The organism is Nonomuraea sp. NPDC050790 (assembly GCF_044456745.1).
GTDB lineage: Bacteria > Actinomycetota > Actinomycetes > Streptosporangiales > Streptosporangiaceae > Nonomuraea.
In genome coordinates this window covers 769,747-788,251 of the sequence record NZ_JBITGF010000002.1, presented here as the reverse complement: position 1 = coordinate 788,251, position 18,505 = coordinate 769,747, and the positions used below count along the sequence as shown (strand labels likewise).

Below are 18,505 nucleotides of genomic sequence, written 5' to 3'. Positions count from 1 at the left end.
TCCAACATGCTAGACGCATGTACCGGCGACCATACAAGTGTTCAGTCAGTATTTTTGGCGTCAAAGCGCGCGATAGCGTGACCTCCTGGCGTCTTTGCGCTCCTGCGGGGTGAACCGGAGCACCGTGGCGATCTCGTACTCCAGCGCCCTGCCCACCCGCTCGGCAAACGCCCTCGGCTCGTAGGCGGCATCCGGCAGTTCGGGCACCACCCGGTCGACGATGCCGTTCCTGCGCAGGTCCGTCGCGCGTACACCCTGGGCCTGGGCGATCTCGGGGGCGAAGTCGACGCTGCGGTAGAGGATCGCGGAGGAGCCCTCGGGCGGCAGCGGCGACAGCCAGGCGTGCTGGGCGGCCAGCACGCGGTCGGCCGGCAGCAGCGCCAGCGCGGCGCCGCCCGCCCCCTCCCCCATCAGCAGGCAGACCGTCGGCGCCTCCAGCGCGACCATGTCGGCCAGGCAGCGGGCGATCTCCGCGGCCAGCCCGCCCTCCTCGGCCGCCTTCGACAGTGCCGCGCCCGCCGTGTCGATCACCGTGACCAGCGGCAGCCCCAGCTCCGCGGCCAGCCGCATGCCGCGCCTGGCCACCCGCAGCCCCGCCGGGCCCAGCGGCGCACCCACCCGCTGGCGCCGCCGGTCCTGGCCGAGCACGACCGCCGGCGCCGCCCCGAACCTGGCCAGCGCCAGGATCAGGCCGGGCTCGTTCTCGCCCTCGCCGCTGCCGTTGAGCGGGGTGACGTCGGTGGCGGCCAGCTTGAGCAGCGTCCGCACGCCCGGACGGTCGTCGCGCCGGGAGCGGGTGATGGCCTCCCACGCCTCCACCGGGCGCAGGTCCTCCTCCGGCGGCAGCCCGGGATCGAGGTCGTCCACCCGCGCGCACAGCACGCTCAGCGCCCGCACCGCGATCGAGCGCGCCGCCTCGGCCGAGACGACCGCGTCCACCAGGCCGTGGCGGTAGAGGTTCTCGGCCACCTGCACGCCCTCGGGGAACGGGTAGCCGTGCAGCGACTCGAACACCCTCGGCCCGAGAAACCCGATCAGCGCCCCCGGCTCCGCGGCGGTCACGTGCCCCAGCGACCCCCACGACGCGAACACCCCGCCCGTCGTCGGATGCCGCAGATACACCAGGTACGGCAGGCCCGCCGCCCGATGTGCCTGCACCGCGGCGGTGACCTTCACCATCTGCACGAACGCCAGCGCGCCCTCCTGCATCCTGGTGCCGCCCGAGGCGGGCGCGGCCAGCAGGGGCAGCCGCTCGGCGGTCGCCCGCTCCACGGCCAAGGCGATCCGCTCGGCCGCGGCCACGCCGATCGACCCGGCCAGGAAGGAGAACTCGCTGGCCACCACCGCCACCCGCCGGCCGTCGAGGAGTCCTTCGCCGGTCACGACCGACTCGTCGTAGCCGGACTTGGCGCGGGCCACGCCCAGTTCGTCGGCGTAGGAGGAGTCGGGGCGCACCGGGTCGACCGGCGGCGTGTCCCAGGAGCGCCAGGAGCCCTCGTCCAGGACCGCGCGGATGAGGGCGCGCGCGTCGGGGCGGCTGTCGATCATCGCTCGCGCTCCTCCAGCCACGCCAGGACCGCGGCGCCGTCCTGGCCGAGCGCGGGCGGGGCGGTGTGCTCGGCGGGCGGCAGGCCGTCGAAGCGCAGCGGCGGGCCCGGGAGCTCGATGGGACCCAGGACCGGGTGCTCGACGGTCACGAGCAGGCCCTGGGAGCGGGTCTGGTCCCAGGCGTAGACCTCGTCCAGGGAGCGGATGGCGCCGGCCGGGACGCCCTGCTCCGCGAGAACGGCCAGCCAGTGGGCTCGGTCGTGGGCGGCCAGGGTCTTCTCCATGTCCTGGATGAGGTCGTCGCGGTGCTGGAAGCGGTCCCGGTTAGTGCGATATTTCGCGATATCTGGGTCTATGCCGAGGAGGGTGGCGACTTTTCGCCATTGGGTGTCGTTGGCGACGGCGATCTGGAGCATGCCGTCGGCGCAGTGGAAGGCGCCGTACGGGGCGATGGAGACGTGGTGGTTGCCGTTGGCCCTCGGGACCTGGCCGCCGACCGTCCAGGCGGTGCCGTGGTAGGAGTGCACGCCGGTCACCGCGGCCAGCAGGGAGGTGCGGACGATCCTGCCCTCGCCCGTGCGCTCGCGCTCGTACAGGGCGGCGGCCACGCCGTACGCGCCGTGGATGCCCGCGAGCAGGTCGGCGATCGAGGCCCCCACGCGGTAGGGCTCCTCGGCGCTGGGACCCGTCAGCGACATCAGCCCCGCCTCGCCCTGGGCGATCTGGTCGTAGCCGGGCCGCCCGCCCTCCGGGCCGTCGTGTCCGAACCCCGTGATCGACAGGACCACCAGGCGCGGGTTGATCTCGCGCAGTCGCTCCACCGCCAGGCCGAGCCGTTCGAGGACCCCGGTGCGGAAGTTCTCGATCACCACGTCACTCTGCCTGACCAGCCGCTCGATCAGCGCCCTGCCCTCGTCGGACTTCAGGTCGACGGCCAGCGACAGCTTGTTGCGGTTGGCCGCCAGGAAGTACGTGGAGATGTCATGCTCCGGCCCGACGAACGGCGGCCCCCAGCCCCGCGACTCGTCACCGCCGTCAGGGTGCTCCACCTTGATCACCTTGGCGCCCAGGTCACCGAGCATCTGGGCGGCGTGCGGACCGGCAAGGGCCCTGGACAGATCGAGCACGACGATGTCGCCTAGGGGTCCGAGCAAGATCAACCTCCATCCCGGGGAAAGTCAATATTGTCAGCTTGCCAGGTCCTTTCTGTCGCCCCCTACCCTCGACAGCGTGCAAACCCTCGCCGAGCGCGTCCGCGACCTGCCGCCGTCGTGCGGCCCCGTGCGCCTCGTGGCCGTCGACGGGCCCGCCGGCGCGGGCAAGACCACGTTCGCGGGACGGCTCGGCGAGGCGCTCGCCTGCCAGGTGATCCACAGCGACGACTTCCCCGTGCCGTGGTCGGAGGGTCCCGGCGCGTGGTTCGCGGCGTTGCGCGCGCAGGTCCTGGACCCGCTCTCGCAGGGCCGCGCGGGCGGTTTCCGCCGCTACGACTGGCACCGCGCCCGCTACACGACCTGGCTCGAGGTCCCGCCCGCGCCGGTCCTGGTGATCGAGGGCGTCGGTACGGCCCGCCGCGACGCCGACCACCTCCTGGCCTTCCGGGTCTGGCTGGAGGCCGAGCGCGAGACCCGCTGGGAGCGCGTCGTGGCCAGGGACGGCGCCGGGCTGGAGGCGGAGTGGCAGGCGTGGTTCGCCGCCGAGGACCGCTGGTTCACCGCGGACGCCACCCGTACCCGAGCCGACCTCGTCATTTCCACGTGACTGTGAAGGATGGCCATAACCCCGGCCACCCATCAGATTGCTATACCAAATCCTATACAAAATCCCCGCAGATGGCCTTTACCCTCGACGCGACCCCCCTTCCCCGCATCGAAAGGCCGCCTCGCGATGGCGCCGCAGCCACGAACCCTTCACCTGACCATCTGCGCCACCCTCCTCACCGCGGTCGCGGCCATCGGCGTCGGCGCCGTGGCCCAGGCCACCACCGGCGCACAGGAGGCCCACCCGCTCGCGGTCACGATCCGCGACGTCGCCGGCAAGCCGGTCGGCACGCTCGCCCTGCGGCCGGAGGGGTACACCAAGTCGCGCCTGTCGGTCACGGTCAAGGGCCTGCCCGCCGGCTACCACGGCTTCCACATCCACACGACAGGCATCTGCGACCCCGCCGCCGTCGACCCGGCGACCGGCAAGGTGTCCCCGTTCTACACCGCCGGAGGCCACTTCGACCTCGGCGGCGGCACCCACGCCCACCACTCGGGCGACCTGCCGCCGCTGCTGGTCGGCGCGGACGGCTCCGGCACCGCCTCGGTGGTCACCGACCGCTTCCGCGTCCGCCAGCTCACCGACGCCGACGGCAGCGCCGTCATCGTGCACGCGCTGCCCGACAACCTGGCCAACATCCCCGAGCGCTACAGCGCCACCGGCCCGGACGAGGCCACCCTCCGCACCGGCGACGCCGGCGGCCGCATCGCCTGCGGCCCCATCAAGTAGCCACACACCCGCGAGCCCGCCACGATCGCCCGCGAACCCGCCGGACAAGCGCGCTGCGCGCGGCCCGTAGAACAGCCGCACGGGCGAGCCCTCCAAGCCGGCGCGCGCCCCGGCCGGTGCGCGCCACCGCCTCCCCGGCCGCCGCATTGGCCCGTGCGGCGGCCAGGGGCTAGGGTTGCCGCCTCTGCCGAGGAGCGCGGCGCACGCCGCGCGGGGGTATGGACTCCCGAGGCCGCCGAGCGGCCCGTCACGGAGCCCATGACCGACGAGAGAGGCGGCGCGCGCCGATGAACGACGACCTGGCGGCCATGGCCCGATCCATCCTGGACGCCGGCGTGTACGCCACGCTGGCCACCGCCGACCGGGACGGCACGCCGTGGGCCAGTCCGGTGTTCTTCGCCCACGACGGCTACCGCGACTTCTACTGGGTCTCCTCCCCCGAGGCCACCCACTCCAGGAACCTGGCCGACCGCCCGGAGCTGAGCCTGGTCGTGTTCAACTCCCAGGTCGTCCCCGGCAGCGGCCAGGCGGTCTACATGCGGGCCACGGCCAGGCAGGTCACCGACCTGGAAGCGGCGTTGGCGATCTACCCGGGCGCCCCCGCGCGCGGCGGCCGGCCCATGGCCCCCGAGGACCTGAGCGCGCCCCGCCCCTACCGCCTCTACGTCGCGAACGTCACCGGCCACCACGTCCTGTGCCCCCGTGAGACAGGCGTGCCCTGCTCCCCCCACGGCCTGTCCCACGACCACCGCATCGCCGTGACCCTCTGAGCCACCACGATCACGGGGTCCTCGTCAGCTCGCAGCGACCGTCCACGCAGGTACGGCGGAGCCGTCCCCTGGAGATCGTCTGCACCAGCCCGATCGCCCAGCACGTCGGGCACCCGCGCAGCGCCAGCACCCCGACCGGGGCCAGCAGCAGGCTCACCGGCCCGGTCACCGGAAGCAGCGCCAGCGCGGCGACCAGCGAGCCGAGGCCGAGCGCGCCGCGGGCCAAGTGCCGGGGCAGCGAACTGCTGGAGAAGTCCCGCCCGTCAGCCATGGCCACCACCCACCGAGGTCAGCAGGGTGGCGCGCACCGCCGTACGGGCGCGGTGCAGCCGGGACTTCATGGCCGGGGTGCTGAGGCCAAGCGCGGCGGCGACCGCGCGCCCGCTGTGGCCCTGGACGTCGCGCATGATCAGCACGCTGCGCTGGTCGGCGGGCAGCGCGGCGATGGCCTCCGCGACGATCCCGGCCTCCAGGCGCAGCAGCACCTCCTCCTCGGCCGAGCGCCCGGCGCCGTCGGGCACCGCGTGGTGGTGCCCGGTCAGCGTACGGGCCCGGCGCAGGCACTCGTTGCGGACGATGCGGAACATCCACGACGCCAGCGCCGCCGAGGCGCGCAGCACCCCGATCTTCCGGTAGAGGATGATCAGCGCCTCCTGCGCGGCGTCCTCGGCGTCCTCCGGGGAGGCGCACAACGCGTGGGCGAAGCGGCGTACGTGCGCCTGCGAGCCCGACACCAGCGCGGCGATGGAGTCGACGTCGCCCCGTTGCGCGGCGGCGATGAGCCGCTCGTCGGGCCAGGTCGTGTCAGCCACGGGAACGGCTCCTGCGGCGCAGCACCACGACGGTACACGTACAGACGAGCACGGCGGCGACGGCGATGATGGCGATGGTGGTGACGGTCATGGACACAACCTCCGGGTCGGGGTTCCGGCGGGGATCGCCGGGACACACATAAGAGGCGGCGGGCCCCCAAAAGGATTCAGGCACTGACAGGAGATGTCAGTGGTGCGCTCCTAACTTCTGCGCATGAACAACTTCGACTTCTTCGAGGGCACCTGGACCTCGCGCCAGCGCAAGCTCACCAAGCGCCTGGCCGGCAGCGACGACTGGGAGGAGTTCCCGGGATACACACGTGCCACGCGGCATCTGGACGGCGCGGCGAGCTGCGACGAGGTCACCTTCCCCACCAAGGGCGCCTCGGGACTGACGCTGCGCCTGCACGACCCCGCCACCGACCTCTGGTCGATCTACTGGGTGAGCTCCGCCGACCCCGTGCTCGGGCTGCCGCCCGTGGTGGGGCGCTTCGACGGCGACCGGGGCGAGTTCTACTGCGACGACGAGCACGAGGGCACTCCGGTGCGCTGCCGATTCCTCTGGATCAGGATCGACGCCGACCACTGCCGCTGGGAGCAGGCGTTCTCGGTGGACGGCGAGCGTACCTGGGAGACCAACTGGATCGCGGACTTCACCCGCGAGCACCCGGCCGGAACGCCCTGAGGGTGAGCTCGACCAGCGCGTCGGCGTACTCGGGCGTCAGCGGCCCCGACCGCTGCAGCCACCTCTGGAACAGCGGCGCGTAGAGCACTTCGAGCACCAGGTCGAGGTCGGCGTCGTCGGCCAGTTGCCCGGCACGCTGGGCGCTGCGCAGCCGCGCCTTCTTGGCCTCGTCCACGGGGCGGGCGAGCCGGTCGCGGTACTGCTCCGCCAGCCCGCTGTCGTTGATCACCTCGGCGGTCAGGGCCCGGATCGGCCGCTCGAAGTCCGGGTCGGCGAACTCGGCGACGGTGGCCCGCATGACCTGCTTCAGGTCCGCCTCCAGGTCTCCGGTGTCGGGCAGCGACAGGTCCTGGCCCTGGGCGTTCTCGCTCAGGGCCAGGATCGAGTCGAAGATCACCGCGCCCTTGGACGGCCACCACCGGTAGATCGTCTGCTTGCCGACGCCCGCCCGCGCGGCGATGGCCTCGATGGCGACCTTCTCGTAGCCCACCTCGGAGATCAGGGCGCGGGTGGCCGCGAGGATCGCCTGGCGGGAGCGCTCGCTGCGGCGGGAGGTGTCGGGAGTCTTGGGCATAGGGCAACGGTAGCGAGCCCGGTCTCAGGCCAGGTGCGCCACGTCGTTGAATGTCAGCACCTCCAGCCGGCCGTCCACCGTGTGCCAGGTGGACAGCGAGGCGTTGCGGATCGGGGCATGGCGGTGGATCGCGGCCAGTTCGGCGTCGGGCCCGCCGGCCAGCACGTGGCGCAGCAGCAGGACGACCGCGTCGTGGGCCACGATCAGCACCCGGCGGCCGTGGGCGGACTCGCGCAGGTCCTCGACGAAGGCGCGCAGCCGTACCACCACGTCGCCGAAGGACTCGCCGCCCCGCGGGCGGAAGGCGTACTCGCCCTCGGCCTCGAAGCGGGCGGCCTCCTCGGGGAAACGCGCGACGATCGCCGCCCGGTTGAAGGTGGCCAGGACGCCCATCTCGCGGTCGCGCAGCCGTTCGTCGACGGTGTGGGGCAGGTCCGAGGCCCACGCCTGCCGGGCCAGCGCCCAGGTGTCGAGCGCCCGCAGGTACGGCGAGCACCACACCACCTCCGGCGCCTCCGTCTCGGGCAGCGCCGCCAGCACGCGCCCCACCGCGGCCGCCTGCCGCCTGCCGAGATCGGTCAGCGTGACCTCGTGGTCGCCGCGCTCGAAGACCAGGGGTGTCTCGCGTGCCCGCTCGTAGGCGAGGTTGGCCTCGCTCTGGCCGTGCCGCACCGCGATGATCCGCACCGGTCCGCTCATGCACCACATGTTGCCAGAAGGCCCCATCCTTAATTACGGTCAAGACCGTTAAATAAATCCATGGAGGCCTCCCATGCGAGCGTTCGCCGCAGCCCTCTTACTCGTCCTCACCCTCGCCGCTCCGGTCCAGGCCGAATCCGCGCCGCCTACCGGCTGCGGATTCCACGACCTCGGCTCCCTGCCGCTCACCGGCGCCACCACCGCCGGCGCGGCCATGGACCGGGGGCGCGTCTACACCGTCACCTCCAGCGCCTCCGGCCCCGCCGTCCTGGCGGTCAGGAACGCCGCCGACGCCCGGCTCGTCTCCGAGCACCCGCTCCCCCTCGCCCTCGGGTCCTGGGCGGTCACCGTCGCCCCCGACCACTCCGTCTACGTCGGCAGCTACAACGCCACCGCCGGCGCCATGGGCCGGCTGTTCCGCTTCGAGCCCGACACCGGCAAGGTCACCGAGATCGGCATCGCCGTACCCGGCGAAACGTTCGTCTGGACCGTCGCGGCCGCTCCCGACGGCCGCTCCGTCTACGCCGGCACCTCGCCCGGCGGCAAGCTCGTCCGCTACGACACCACGACCGGCAAGCTCAGCGACCTGGGCAGCCCGGTGCCCGGCGAGCAGTTCATCAGAGACCTGGCCGTCGCCCGCGACGGCACCGTCTTCGCCGGCATGGGCGCCCAGTCCATGAAAGTGGCCGTCCTGCGGCCCGACGGCGCCCCGATCCGCGTCGTCGACCCACCCGTCCAGGGGAACGGCTACGCCTACGACCTCGACGTCGTCGGCCACCGCCTGCTCGTCAGGTTCGCCACCTCCACCGGGACCAACCCGATGGGCGTCTACAACCTGCTCACACGCCGCTGGGAACGCGTCGTCGACGACGTCGACAGCCTGACCCTCGGCGGCGGCCGGCTCGGCGACCAGGTCTACCTCGTCCAGAACGACCAGCTCGGCGTCCTCGACCTGCGCTCGGGGAAGGTCCGGCCGACCGGCTTCACCGACCTCGGCGGCGGCGCGATCCGTCCCCTCGGCTGGCGCGGCCACGTCCTGGTCGGCACCAGCTCCACCGGCCGCATGTGGCATTACGACCGCCGCACCCGCGAGGGCCGCCTGTTCGAGTCCACGATCACCGGGCAGCCCGTCAGCATCCGCTCCATGGGCAACGGGCCCGACGGCCGCGTCTACGCGGGCGGCTTCTTCACCGGCGGCCTGGCCGCCTACGACCCTCGGACCGGCCGGTCGCAGTTCTGGCCCAACGTCGGCCAGAGCGAGGGCATCGTCACCCACAAGGGCAAGCTCTACCTCGGCGTCTACCCGGGCGCCCGCATCTACTCCTTCGACGGCGCCACCCCCACCCAACTGCTCAGCCTCTCCGATCAGGAGCAGGACCGGCCGTTCGCGATGATCTCCGCGGGCGAGTGGCTGGCCTTCGGCACCGTGCCCAAGTCCGGTACGGTCGGCGGCGCCCTCGGCCTGCTCAACCCCGACACCGGGCAGAAGGTCATCAGGCGCGACCTCGTCCCCGGCCACTCCGTCATCGGCCTCGCCTACCGCGACGGCGTCGTCTACGGCGCCACCTCGGCCTTCGGCGGCGTCGGCGTCCCGCAGGACACCGCGGCCAAGGTCTTCGCCTACGACATCGTCACCGACGCGCTGAAGTGGGTGACGGCGCCGGTCGAGGGCGACCTGTCGCTCGGGTCGATCACCTTCGACGGCGCCGGGCGGCTGTGGGGGCTCACGCCGGACGCGGTGTTCGAGATGGACCCGGTGACCGGGCAGACGCTGCGTACCGCCAAGCACCAGACCTACCCGTGGGGCACCGCCACGCAGGTGTGGCTGGACACCAACCTCGAGTTCCACAACGGGATGCTGTGGGGGAAGGTGCAGGGCAAGGCCTACCGGATCGATCCGGCCACGATGGCGCTCACGCTGATCGCCCGGCCCATCTCCAACCTGCTCAAGGGCGCCGACGGGCACCTCTACCTGTCGCGCTTCGAGAACTTCTACACCTACCGCATCTGCTGACCCGTCCCACGGCCAGAGGCCACCCCGGGAGCCGGGGTGGCCTCTCCCCTGGGTGTCAGCGGCTGAGGCGGTAGAGGGTGGGGCCCTCGGCGAAGTAGACGTCGCCCGAACTGTGCACCGCGAGCTGGTGCACCGGCCCGGACAGCAGGACGGTGTGGCGCCCGGTCAGCGGGTTCAGGCGGAACACCGACTGCCCGGCGTGCGCGCCGTACAACTGAAGGTCGCGGCGGTTGAAGGCGAGCTGACCGCTCGCGCTCTTGCCGGACGACAGCACCACGCGCTTGACCACCTTGCGGGCCCAGGTGTTCACGGCGAACACCTCACCACCGGCGATCCCCCACAACCGGCCGGTCGCGTCGAAGGCGAGCGCCGGGATCGCGGGCTTGCCGGGGGCGGGGACGATCTCCCACAGCAGCCGGTTCTCCCGCACCGACCAGGCGAACAGCTTGGCCTCCGGCTGCGTCGGCGGGGTGGCGGACTGGCCGCTGTAGATGGACGTGCCGCCGTAGACGACGCCGTCGCGGTAGGCGAGCGCCACGATCGACTGGTCCTGGACGACGTTGCGCCGCGACGACTTGAGCCGGCCGGTCTCCGGGTCCCAGACCGACAGCACGCCGCCCAGGTGACCGAGGTCGGGCATGGTGCCGACGGCGAGGTAGCGGCCGGCCGAGACCATGGCGCGCGGGCGGATCTGGTGCTCGGCGACGTTGTCGAACAGGCGGGCGGGGTTCGGGGCGGGGCCTGGTTCCGGGCTGGGCGAGTACTCGGTGCTGTTCCACGGCAGGCGCGGGTCGTAGGAGTAGACGCGGGCCTCGGGATAGGCCCCGATGTACAGCTTGCCCCGGTGCGTGGTCATGTCCTCGCTCTGCGAGAACGTGTGGAACTCCTCCGTCTTGCCCGAGTCGGGATCGATGCCGGCGAAACCGCCGTTGAGGAAGCCGCCGGCGTACATGCGGCCGTCGGGGCCCTCCGAGAGCGCGGTGACGTCGATCGGCTCGCCCTTGATGCCGCTCTGAACGAACGACTTGGCGCCGGTCTGCGGGTTGTAGCGGAACATCATGCCGCGCCAGAGCAGGCCGACCAGGCTTTTGCCCGGGTAGTCGGGCAGGCCCAGCTCGGCCCAGCCGATGCCCCGGGTGTTGGCCACGCGGCCGGTGACCGGCAGGCCCGTCGGGGTGATGGCCTTGGTCTTGGGGTCGTAGCGGACGAGCTCGCCGCCCTTTACAAAGTAGACCCGGCCCTCGTCGTCCGGCGGCGAGACGTCCAGGCCGTGGGCGGCGTCCACCCGGTCGGTCCACCTGCCCGCGGCGACGTCCCACACGTGCAGGGGGCCGGGGCTGGCGCTGCCGAGCCGTACGTAGAGGTAGCCGGCGGCGGTGTTGACGTCGTAGGCCCACTTGCCGGTGGTGTCCTCGGGAGCGGGCAGTTCCCTGACCGCGCCGCTCGCCGCGTCGACCTCGAAGATCTTGGCGGGCGCCTCGGTGCCGGCGTAGATCTTGCCACCCGCGTGGGAGACGCTGCGGATGTAGGCGTGGGCGGCCGACAGGCGGCCGTAGTCGCGCACGCCGGTGGCGGGGTCGTAGGCGAACAGCCTGCCGCCCGGCGAGGTGCCGCCGTAGACGGTCGCGCCCTCGCCCGCGGCCAGCGTCCAGACGAACGTCTCGCCCGGCAGCGGGTTGCCGAGGTCCTGGACGCCGCCCTGGGCCGTCCAGCGGAAGAGCTTGCTCGCGCCGTAGGTTCCCGCGTACACGCCGCCGTCGGGGGTGGCCGCCACGGCCCACGCTCCGCCGGCGCCGGGCAGGTCGAAGCGCGAGGTCTGCGCGCCGGTCGCCGGGTCCACCGCGTTGAGGTGGGCGGGGGCGCCGGAGGAGGCGCTCCAGATCACCGTTTCGCCCTCCGGGCCCGGGGCGACGGCGCCGCCGAGCAGCAGCACGTCCTGGAGCGGGACGCCGAGGTTCTCGGGAGCGGGGGGCGTGGGGGTGAGCGCGGTGACCGCGGCCAGCACGGCCGCGAGCGCTCCCTTCCATAAGATCATGCGTGGAGCACCTTCGTGAGGGCCTCGATGAGGTGCGAGGCGTGGGCGGGGTCGTCCATGAGCATCGACTGGCGCATCCAGACCACCTCGCGGGCGGCGGTCTCGGTGGCGGGGCACGGCTCGGGCCGCGCGCCGGCGTCGGTGAGGGCGGCCATCGTTCCCAGCGGCGGGTAGCCGCCGTCGAGCGGCACGCCCTCCGCCGCCATGGCCTCCAGGAAGAAGGCCCGGTCAAACGGTACGTGCACCCGCAGCATCAGCAGGTGGCGCGAGTCGGCCGTGGTGCCCGGCGGCTGCGGCACCACGCTCACCGGCTGCCCGCCGATCGTGGCCAGCCCCCGCTCCACCTCGGCGGCGAACGCGTTCCGCCGGGCCACCTCCGACCCCAGCCGGTCCAGCCAGGGCAGCAGCAGCGCCGCCTGGATCTCCGTCAGGCGCAGGTTCCAGCCGACCTCGGGATGGCCGTACCACGCGCCGCCGAGCCTGCGCCCGAGGTTGCAGACCGACCAGATCGCGTCATGATCGGCCTCGTCGCGGCAGACGATCAGCCCGCCCTCCCCCGCCGTCATCGCCTTGCTCGCCTGGAAGCTGTAGACGCCCGCGTCGCCGAGCCCGCCGACCGGGCGGCCCTTGTAGCTCGCGCCGTGCGCCTGCGCCGCGTCCTCGACGACCTTCAGTCCATGCCGTACGGCTACCGCCCCCAGCTCGTCCATGTCCACAGGGCTGCCGGCCAGGTGGACCGGCATGATCGCGGCCGTGCGCCCGGTCACCGCCGCCTCGACCGCGGCCGCCGACAGGTGCAGGTCCACGGGGTCCACGTCCACGATCACCGGTACGGCTCCCGCCAGCAGCACCGAGGTGGCCGAGGCGACGAACGTGTACGCGGGCACGATCACCTCGTCGCCCGGCTGCACGCCCAGGCCGCGCAGCGCGGCGAACAGGCCCAGGGTGGCGTTGCCCACGGCGATGCCGTACCGGACGCCGGACAGGCGCGCGAACGCGGCGGTCAGGTCCGCGCAGGCCGAACCGCCCTGGGTGGCTCCCCACAGGCCGCTGTCGAGGACGTCGGTGACCAGCTTGCGCTGCGCGTCGTCGAGCGGCGGCGGCCAGGCGGGCCACGGGGTGGTGCGGACGGGGGTGCCGCCGTGGATGGCGAGGGTCATGCGAGGCGTCCTTTCAGCACGCGCGCGAGGTTGCCGCCCTGGATGAGGGCCCGGTCGGCGTCGCTGAGCGGGGCCAGCGCGACGCGGCCGAAGCCGACACGCAGGTCGAGGAAGCAGGAGTCGGAGCCGTAGACGACGCGGTCGGCGCCGGCCAGTTCGGCCAGCTTGGCGATCCAGCGGCCGGTCATCTTGGAGCCGCAGATCTCCAGGTAGAGGTTGGGGTGGTCGTGGACGAGCTCGGCGGCGCGGGCGAAGCCGTACGGCCACAGGCCCGCGTGACCGAGCAGCAGCGGGACGTGCGGATGGCGCCGCGCGACCGTCGTGAACCGCTCGGGATCGCTCCACGGCGAGTCGGTCTGGCCGTGCGCGAGCACGGGCAGGCCCAGCTCCCAGACCGGGTCGTAGCGGCGGTCGTCGAGGGTGCACTGGTGCACGTCCGGGTGGATCTTGACGCCCCAGACGCCGTCCGTGGTGAGGGAGTTGCGCTGGTGCGGGTTGTAGACCTGCCAGACGCCGATGCGGCCGGGATACCGCCGCGCCGCCTCGAACGCCAGCCGGTTGCCCGCCTCGGCCGACGGCCCGACGCCGAGCAGGTGGCTGATGCCGATGGCGTCGACGCCGACGCGGTCCATCAGCTCGACCATGCCCTCGGCCGACGGGTCGGGGATCAGGAAGTCCGGCCAGGAGCCGAGGTGTCCGTGCGCGTCGAGGATCACAGCAGGCTTCCTCCCGTCGCGATCAGCTCGACGTCCTTGGCGGGGAGGTCCAGGTGGTCGAGGAGGAAGCGCGGGCCGCAGTCGTCGAGGACGGGGGCGCCGGTGCCGAACACCAGGCGTTCGGGGCCGTAGTGTCCGGCCAGCCACTCGACGCCGCGCTGGGTGTTGACGGTGCCGATCTCCAGCCACAGGTTCGGGATCTCGGCCATCAGCTCGCCGACGGCGCGCAGCCTGCGGTAGCCGGGGTTGAGCAGCAGGATCCGCTGGTCCGGCAGGCGGCCGGCCAGGGCGAGCAGCTCGCCCGGCGAGGTCTCCTCCAACTCGACCGCCACCGTCACCTCCATCCGCCGCAGCCAGCGCAGGGTGGTGGGGCCGGCCAGGTCGAACCGGTGCCTGGACGGGCACAGGCGGACCATCGGCACGCTCCAGTCCGGGATGGGCTCGAAGGATTCGGGCACCAGGACGGGCACCGGCTGGAGCGCCGGGTCCCGGAGGTCCATGAGGGCCTCGTTGCCGGTCCGGTGGTCGGAGAACAGGCTGAGGGTGTGGGTCACGTGGGCGCGCTGGATGCCCAGCCTTGACATGTCGGGGCGCGGGTCCTCCGGCAGGTCGTCGAACGGCACGGGGCCGATCAGGCGGTGGGCGTCCGTGACGGATTTCGGCACAGACCGAAACTATCCACGCCCCCCAACCCCGGTCAACCCCACCCCTACCACCCACCCGACGCCCCGGCCTCACCCCCAACCCCAGGCTTGCCCCGAAGACCGGAGGCCGAGCTCCAAGACACATGACCTGAGGCCGAGACCCCGGAGGCCCTTGACCCCGAGACCGGTGCCCGGAAGCTGCGGCCCGAGACCGGAGGCCGAGCGCATGGCCCATGGCCCAGTGGCCGAAGGCCGGGCGCAGAGACCGAAACCGGAGGTGGCAGCTGACGGCCGGGCGCAGAGGCCGAAACCGGAGGTGGCAGCCGCCGCCGACGGCCCAGGGCCGGGGCGGAGGCCGGACGCGCGCCCTTGGCCCGGCAGCCGGAGGCCGAGGCCCCGGGAGCCGGTGCCCAGGCCTGATCCGGGACCTGGGCGGGGCGTGAGCTTTCCCCGGCACCGGGCGAGCCGAGGCCGGGGCTTTCCGGTGCTCGGGTCTTGGGCGGGGTGGGGTCAGGGGGCGGGGGTCGGGGTGGGTGGGGTTAGGGGGTGGGGGTTGCGGTGGAGGTGGGTGGGGTCAGGGGTGGGCAGGTGGGGGTTAGGTCCAGGCGGGCCAGGGAGCGGCCTACCAGGGCCCAGGCTTTCCAGGAGCCGGGTTCGAAGTGGAGCTGGGGGTTGGTGTACCAGTCGTCGCCCAGCCCGGTGGCCAGCGTCCGGGCCTCGGTGTCCAGGAGGTAGGCGTTGCCGCTGCCGAAGAACGTCGAGGTGAAGACGCGGCCCCGGTGTACGGTCAGCTCGCCGTACCCAGAAAGGGTGCCTTGGCTCTTGACGGTGCGGGTGGCCAGGTCGAGGGCGATCCAGGCGCCGGAGTTGCGCTTGTAGACGCCGTAGAGGAGGCCGTCGTGCACCTTGATGTCCTGGAAGGTGCGGAAGTCGGCCATGGGGTCGACCTGCCACAGGATTTCGCGTTTTTTCAGGTCGAAGGCAGCTACGGAGGCTGATTTCCGGGTTGGTGGGGTGCCGCCGCCGCCCAGCACGTCGCCGCCCAGGTACACGATGCCCCGCCACGCGTCCAGCGACAGGCTCATCAGGCTCTGGTCCGGCATGATCCCGACATGGACGTCCTTGGCGCCGGTGTCGGGATCCACGATCGACAGGGCTCCGTTGAGCCTGGGGCCGAGGGGGGCCGAGGCGACCAGGAGCTTGTCGCGGACCGGGTCGTACTCGATGTCCCACGGCCGTGCCTGGTCATGCCCCAGGTAGCCGAGGCTGCGCAGTTTGTCGGTGCGCACGTCGATCTCGAGGATCTGGCCGCTGGGGTAGATGGCCGCGTAGATCTTGTTGCCGCGCCGCACCATGTCCTTGGGCTCGCCGGGCACCCGGAAGCGGCGCTGCTTGCCGGTGCGCAGGTCGCGTACGTCCATGGAGAAGTGGCCGCCGATGTAGACGGCACGGCCCGGCACGAGCAGCATGCTCTGGACCCGCTCGGCCCCCGCGGGCAGCCCCGCGTCGATCAGGTCGACGAACTCCGACTCCCCGGTACGCAGGTCCAGCCACCACATCCCGCCACTGCCGGAGAAACCGGTCAGCGTCCCTTCGGCGGCCAGGACCAGGCGGCGGGTCTCGTCCTCCTGCGAGGGCGCATCCGCGATCCGGGTGGTGGCGGCGTCACCGGTGCGGTAGCGGTGCACGGCGCCGTCGGGCCTGGAGGTGCCGTAGACGGTGCCGTCGGGGGCGGAGACGAGGGCGTCGAGTGCCGGCGAGGCGGCCGTCCGCAGGTCGGAGCCGTCCTTGCGCACGTCGATCAGGGTCTGGCCGCTGACCGCGAGCACCCGGTCGCCGTGCTCGGCCACGACGCCGATGCCGCCCGTCCCCTGGGCGAGCTGCCTGACGGCGCCGTCGCGACGGTCGATCGCCATGAGCCTGCCCTTGTCGAGCAGGCCGGCGTAGACGTGGGTGGCGTCGGCGACCAGCGACCTGACGTAGCGCTCCCCGGCCACCAGCACGCCGAAGTTCCTGACGGCGGCCGTCGCCGGGTCGTACTCCCACACGCGCCCGTCGGGGTAGGTCCCGGCGTACAGCTTGCCGTCGGGCGCGGCGGCCAGACTCCACACGAAGCCGCCGTTCCTCCCGAAGGAGTGCAGATGCTTCACCTCACCCGTAGCTATGTCGAAGCTATACAGATCGGGCACGGGATATGTCCCGACGTACACCTTTCCGCCGCTGATCGCCGTGGCCCACCCGCCTTCGGGCTCGCCGGTCGCGGGGCCGTCCGGGAGCGTGACGCTTCTGACCACTTTGCGGGTGCTCAGGTCGATGTCGGCGAGCACCGGCGGTTTCTGGCCGCGCGTCACGACATAGGCATGCCCATCCTGTACGGCGGCGCCGACGATCGCCCCGGTCACCGAAGCCGGCCCGAACGTCTCGACCCGCGTCCCGTCACACCTCCCGGGCTTGGCGGCGAAACCGGCCGACGCGATTCGCGCGGCTGACACGCCCGGGGCGGATGACGCGCCCTGAGTAGATGGCGCGGATGGAGTGGCTTGGGCGGATGGCGTGGTTTGCACGGAAGCAGCGGCTTGCGCGGAAGGAGCGGCTTGCGCGGAGGGGGTGGCTTGGGCGGGTGGGGGTGTGGCGAGGGCGAGGGCCAGCACGGCCGCCGCGATCGCGGTTAATGCGCGCATGGGAGGCTTTCTGCGAGTGGGGGTGAGCCGTTGCACCTATTGCTCAATTTTGGCCCAGACCGTAATGTTCTGAGCGCGAATAGTCAATGGAGGCGGTTGTGACGGCGTTCGACGCGCGCAAACTGGTCGGCGAGCTCACCGTGACGCTCGACGTGGACGTGCTGGTCGGAGCCTACGCCGACCGCGACGGCCCGCCCGGCGACCCGGCGTCGGTCCTGGGCACGCTCGCCGGGCACCGGATCCAGGCCGGAGCGGTGGCGTCGCTGCGGGCGGCGTTGTTCGACATGCGCACGGGCAACGACGAGGTCCTGGCGCTGCCGGACGTGGTCCCGGTCGGCGCCGTGGACCTGCGCGACCCCCTCGGCGCGGTACGCGAGATCGAGCGCCTCGTGCCGCTGGGCGTGCGGGCGATCCGGTTGTTCCCGGACGAGCAGGGGGTGGAGGCCGGGTTCCCGTCGGTGCGGCACGTGGCGCGCAAGGCGGCGGAACTCGGGCTGACCGTGCTCACCGGCGGCGACGTGCGCAGGTTCTGGCAGCCGTTCGCCGGTCGCAGCGCGAACGTGGTCTTCCTGGACACGCACTTCTACCACCTGGGCGACTTCCTGGTCGTCGCCGCCGACGAGCCGGGTTTCCACACCTCGACCCGCCTGCTCAACTCCCCTGACGCGCTGGAGACCGTACCGCCCGATCGGCTTGTGTACGGCTCGCGCACCCCGCACTACGAGCCCGTCGTCCCGCTGCTACGGCTGGCGACCAGCGGACTCAAGCCCGAGGAGATCGCCGCGGTGGCCGGCGGCAACGCGAGGAGGCTGCTCGGATGATCATCGACGTGCACGCGCACTGGGGCCCGTGGTTCTTCACCATGGACGTGGCCGCGCTCAACCACGCCGCCATGGACCGCTACGGCATCACCTGCTCGATCGTGTCGGCCACCGAGGCGGTCATCTACGACCCGGCGACCGGCAACCGGGCGCTGGCCGACTGGCTGGAGACCACCGACCGCCACTACGGCTACGTCACCGTCAACCCCCGCCGTCTGGACCAGGCCGATAAGGACCTGCGCGAGTACCTGCCCACCGGCCGGTTCAAGGGGGTCAAGATCCACACCGATTACACCCGCTCCCCCGCCGACTCCCCGCAGACCCGCGAGGCGCTCGCGCTGGTCGCCGCGCACGGGGTGCCCGCGCTGGTGCACACGTGGGGCCCGACCGTCCTCGACCTGGCCGCGACCTGCCAGGACACCCCGGGACTCAGGGTCATCGCGGGCCACATGGGCGCCGACGGGCACCGTCACGCCATCGAGGCCGCGCGTGGCTGCGACCGCCTCTACCTGGAGCCCTGCTACTCGCACGCGCCCGCCCGCCGCTTCGCCGAGGTGGCCGCGGCGGTGGACACGGACCGCCTGCTGTTCGGCACCGACTCGACGCTCATCGACCCCGCCTCCGCCTTCGGCTCCGTGGCCGCGGCCAACCTGGACCCGGAGACCGCCGAGAAGGTCGCCTGGCGCAACGCCGCCACCCTCTTCAACCTCCCCACCTGACCCGCCACCCCACCAGAAGCCTCCCGACCAGAAGCCTCCCCGCCGGAAACCTCCCCACCGGAACTTCCCCACCGCGACAAACCTCGCCGTCGCGACGAACCTCGCCGGACAAGCCCCACCGGAAGCCTCCCCACCGG

General features: G+C 72.5%; 18 protein-coding genes. 7 read left to right on the top strand and 11 right to left on the bottom strand.

Going from position 1 to position 18,505, the window contains the following annotated elements:
* Window positions 1-60: 60 nt before the first annotated feature.
* Complete coding sequence (locus ACIBEJ_RS12105) at window positions 61-1,548, bottom strand: carboxyl transferase domain-containing protein (protein ID WP_397182688.1); 1,488 nt, start codon at window positions 1,546-1,548, stop codon at window positions 61-63.
* Window positions 1,545-2,702, bottom strand: coding sequence for a CaiB/BaiF CoA transferase family protein (locus ACIBEJ_RS12100; protein WP_397182687.1), 1,158 nt, complete (start codon window positions 2,700-2,702; stop codon window positions 1,545-1,547). Before ACIBEJ_RS12100 ends, ACIBEJ_RS12105 begins: the two co-directional genes overlap by 4 nt.
* A 76-nt stretch (window positions 2,703-2,778) precedes the next feature.
* Between ACIBEJ_RS12100 and ACIBEJ_RS12095 the strand changes: the two genes are divergently transcribed.
* The 3 genes from ACIBEJ_RS12095 to ACIBEJ_RS12085 all read left to right on the top strand — a co-directional run bounded on the left by ACIBEJ_RS12095 (window position 2,779) and on the right by ACIBEJ_RS12085 (window position 4,808).
* Entirely contained in the window at window positions 2,779-3,309 is a 531-nt protein-coding gene (locus ACIBEJ_RS12095; protein ID WP_397182686.1) for a uridine kinase, read from the top strand.
* Between the two features lie 126 nt (window positions 3,310-3,435).
* Window positions 3,436-4,038, top strand: coding sequence for a superoxide dismutase family protein (locus ACIBEJ_RS12090; protein ID WP_397182685.1), 603 nt, complete (start codon window positions 3,436-3,438; stop codon window positions 4,036-4,038).
* A 287-nt stretch (window positions 4,039-4,325) separates the two neighbouring features.
* Window positions 4,326-4,808, top strand: a complete 483-nt coding sequence (locus tag ACIBEJ_RS12085; RefSeq protein ID WP_397182684.1) for a pyridoxamine 5'-phosphate oxidase family protein — start codon at window positions 4,326-4,328, stop codon at window positions 4,806-4,808.
* A 10-nt stretch (window positions 4,809-4,818) separates the two neighbouring features.
* On the opposite strand, the gene ACIBEJ_RS12080 is transcribed toward ACIBEJ_RS12085, so the two are convergent.
* Window positions 4,819-5,079 carry a hypothetical protein gene (locus tag ACIBEJ_RS12080; protein ID WP_397182683.1) on the bottom strand — a complete coding sequence of 87 codons (261 nt, stop codon included), beginning with the start codon at window positions 5,077-5,079 and terminating at the stop codon, window positions 4,819-4,821.
* On the bottom strand, window positions 5,072-5,620 hold the full coding sequence (locus tag ACIBEJ_RS12075; RefSeq protein WP_397182682.1) for an RNA polymerase sigma factor: 549 nt from the start codon (window positions 5,618-5,620) through the stop codon (window positions 5,072-5,074). Before ACIBEJ_RS12075 ends, ACIBEJ_RS12080 begins: the two co-directional genes overlap by 8 nt.
* A gap of 214 nt (window positions 5,621-5,834) precedes the next feature.
* Between ACIBEJ_RS12075 and ACIBEJ_RS12070 the strand changes: the two genes are divergently transcribed.
* Entirely contained in the window at window positions 5,835-6,305 is a 471-nt protein-coding gene (locus ACIBEJ_RS12070; protein ID WP_397182681.1) for a hypothetical protein, read from the top strand.
* On the opposite strand, the gene ACIBEJ_RS12065 is transcribed toward ACIBEJ_RS12070, so the two are convergent.
* Both ACIBEJ_RS12065 and ACIBEJ_RS12060 read right to left on the bottom strand, forming a co-directional pair.
* The gene (locus ACIBEJ_RS12065; RefSeq protein WP_397182680.1) at window positions 6,274-6,879 is read right to left on the bottom strand and encodes a TetR/AcrR family transcriptional regulator; all 606 of its coding nucleotides are present in this window, start codon (window positions 6,877-6,879) and stop codon (window positions 6,274-6,276) included. The genes ACIBEJ_RS12070 and ACIBEJ_RS12065 overlap by 32 nt on opposite strands.
* 24 nt (window positions 6,880-6,903) lie before the next feature.
* The gene (locus tag ACIBEJ_RS12060; RefSeq protein ID WP_397182679.1) at window positions 6,904-7,578 is read right to left on the bottom strand and encodes a histidine phosphatase family protein; all 675 of its coding nucleotides are present in this window, start codon (window positions 7,576-7,578) and stop codon (window positions 6,904-6,906) included.
* A gap of 73 nt (window positions 7,579-7,651) precedes the next feature.
* Here ACIBEJ_RS12060 and ACIBEJ_RS12055 point away from each other — a divergent pair, with 73 nt between their 5' ends.
* Complete coding sequence (locus ACIBEJ_RS12055) at window positions 7,652-9,592, top strand: hypothetical protein (RefSeq protein ID WP_397182678.1); 1,941 nt, start codon at window positions 7,652-7,654, stop codon at window positions 9,590-9,592.
* 55 nt (window positions 9,593-9,647) lie between these two features.
* On the opposite strand, the gene ACIBEJ_RS12050 is transcribed toward ACIBEJ_RS12055, so the two are convergent.
* The 5 genes from ACIBEJ_RS12050 to ACIBEJ_RS12030 form a co-directional block, all read right to left on the bottom strand.
* Entirely contained in the window at window positions 9,648-11,627 is a 1,980-nt protein-coding gene (locus ACIBEJ_RS12050; protein WP_397182677.1) for a hypothetical protein, read from the bottom strand.
* Entirely contained in the window at window positions 11,624-12,787 is a 1,164-nt protein-coding gene (locus ACIBEJ_RS12045; protein ID WP_397182676.1) for a DegT/DnrJ/EryC1/StrS family aminotransferase, read from the bottom strand. The genes ACIBEJ_RS12050 and ACIBEJ_RS12045 overlap by 4 nt, the downstream gene beginning before the upstream one ends.
* Entirely contained in the window at window positions 12,784-13,503 is a 720-nt protein-coding gene (locus ACIBEJ_RS12040) for an amidohydrolase family protein (RefSeq protein WP_397182675.1), read from the bottom strand. Before ACIBEJ_RS12040 ends, ACIBEJ_RS12045 begins: the two co-directional genes overlap by 4 nt.
* Entirely contained in the window at window positions 13,500-14,168 is a 669-nt protein-coding gene (locus ACIBEJ_RS12035) for an amidohydrolase family protein (RefSeq protein ID WP_397182674.1), read from the bottom strand. The genes ACIBEJ_RS12040 and ACIBEJ_RS12035 overlap by 4 nt, the downstream gene beginning before the upstream one ends.
* 518 nt (window positions 14,169-14,686) lie before the next feature.
* Entirely contained in the window at window positions 14,687-16,639 is a 1,953-nt protein-coding gene (locus ACIBEJ_RS12030; protein WP_397182673.1) for a PQQ-binding-like beta-propeller repeat protein, read from the bottom strand.
* Between the two features lie 287 nt (window positions 16,640-16,926).
* On the opposite strand from ACIBEJ_RS12030, the gene ACIBEJ_RS12025 reads away from it, so the two are divergent.
* On the top strand, window positions 16,927-17,649 hold the full coding sequence (locus tag ACIBEJ_RS12025; RefSeq protein ID WP_397182672.1) for an amidohydrolase family protein: 723 nt from the start codon (window positions 16,927-16,929) through the stop codon (window positions 17,647-17,649).
* Window positions 17,646-18,368 carry an amidohydrolase family protein gene (locus ACIBEJ_RS12020; RefSeq protein ID WP_397182671.1) on the top strand — a complete coding sequence of 241 codons (723 nt, stop codon included), beginning with the start codon at window positions 17,646-17,648 and terminating at the stop codon, window positions 18,366-18,368. Before ACIBEJ_RS12025 ends, ACIBEJ_RS12020 begins: the two co-directional genes overlap by 4 nt.
* Window positions 18,369-18,505: the final 137 nt, after the last annotated feature.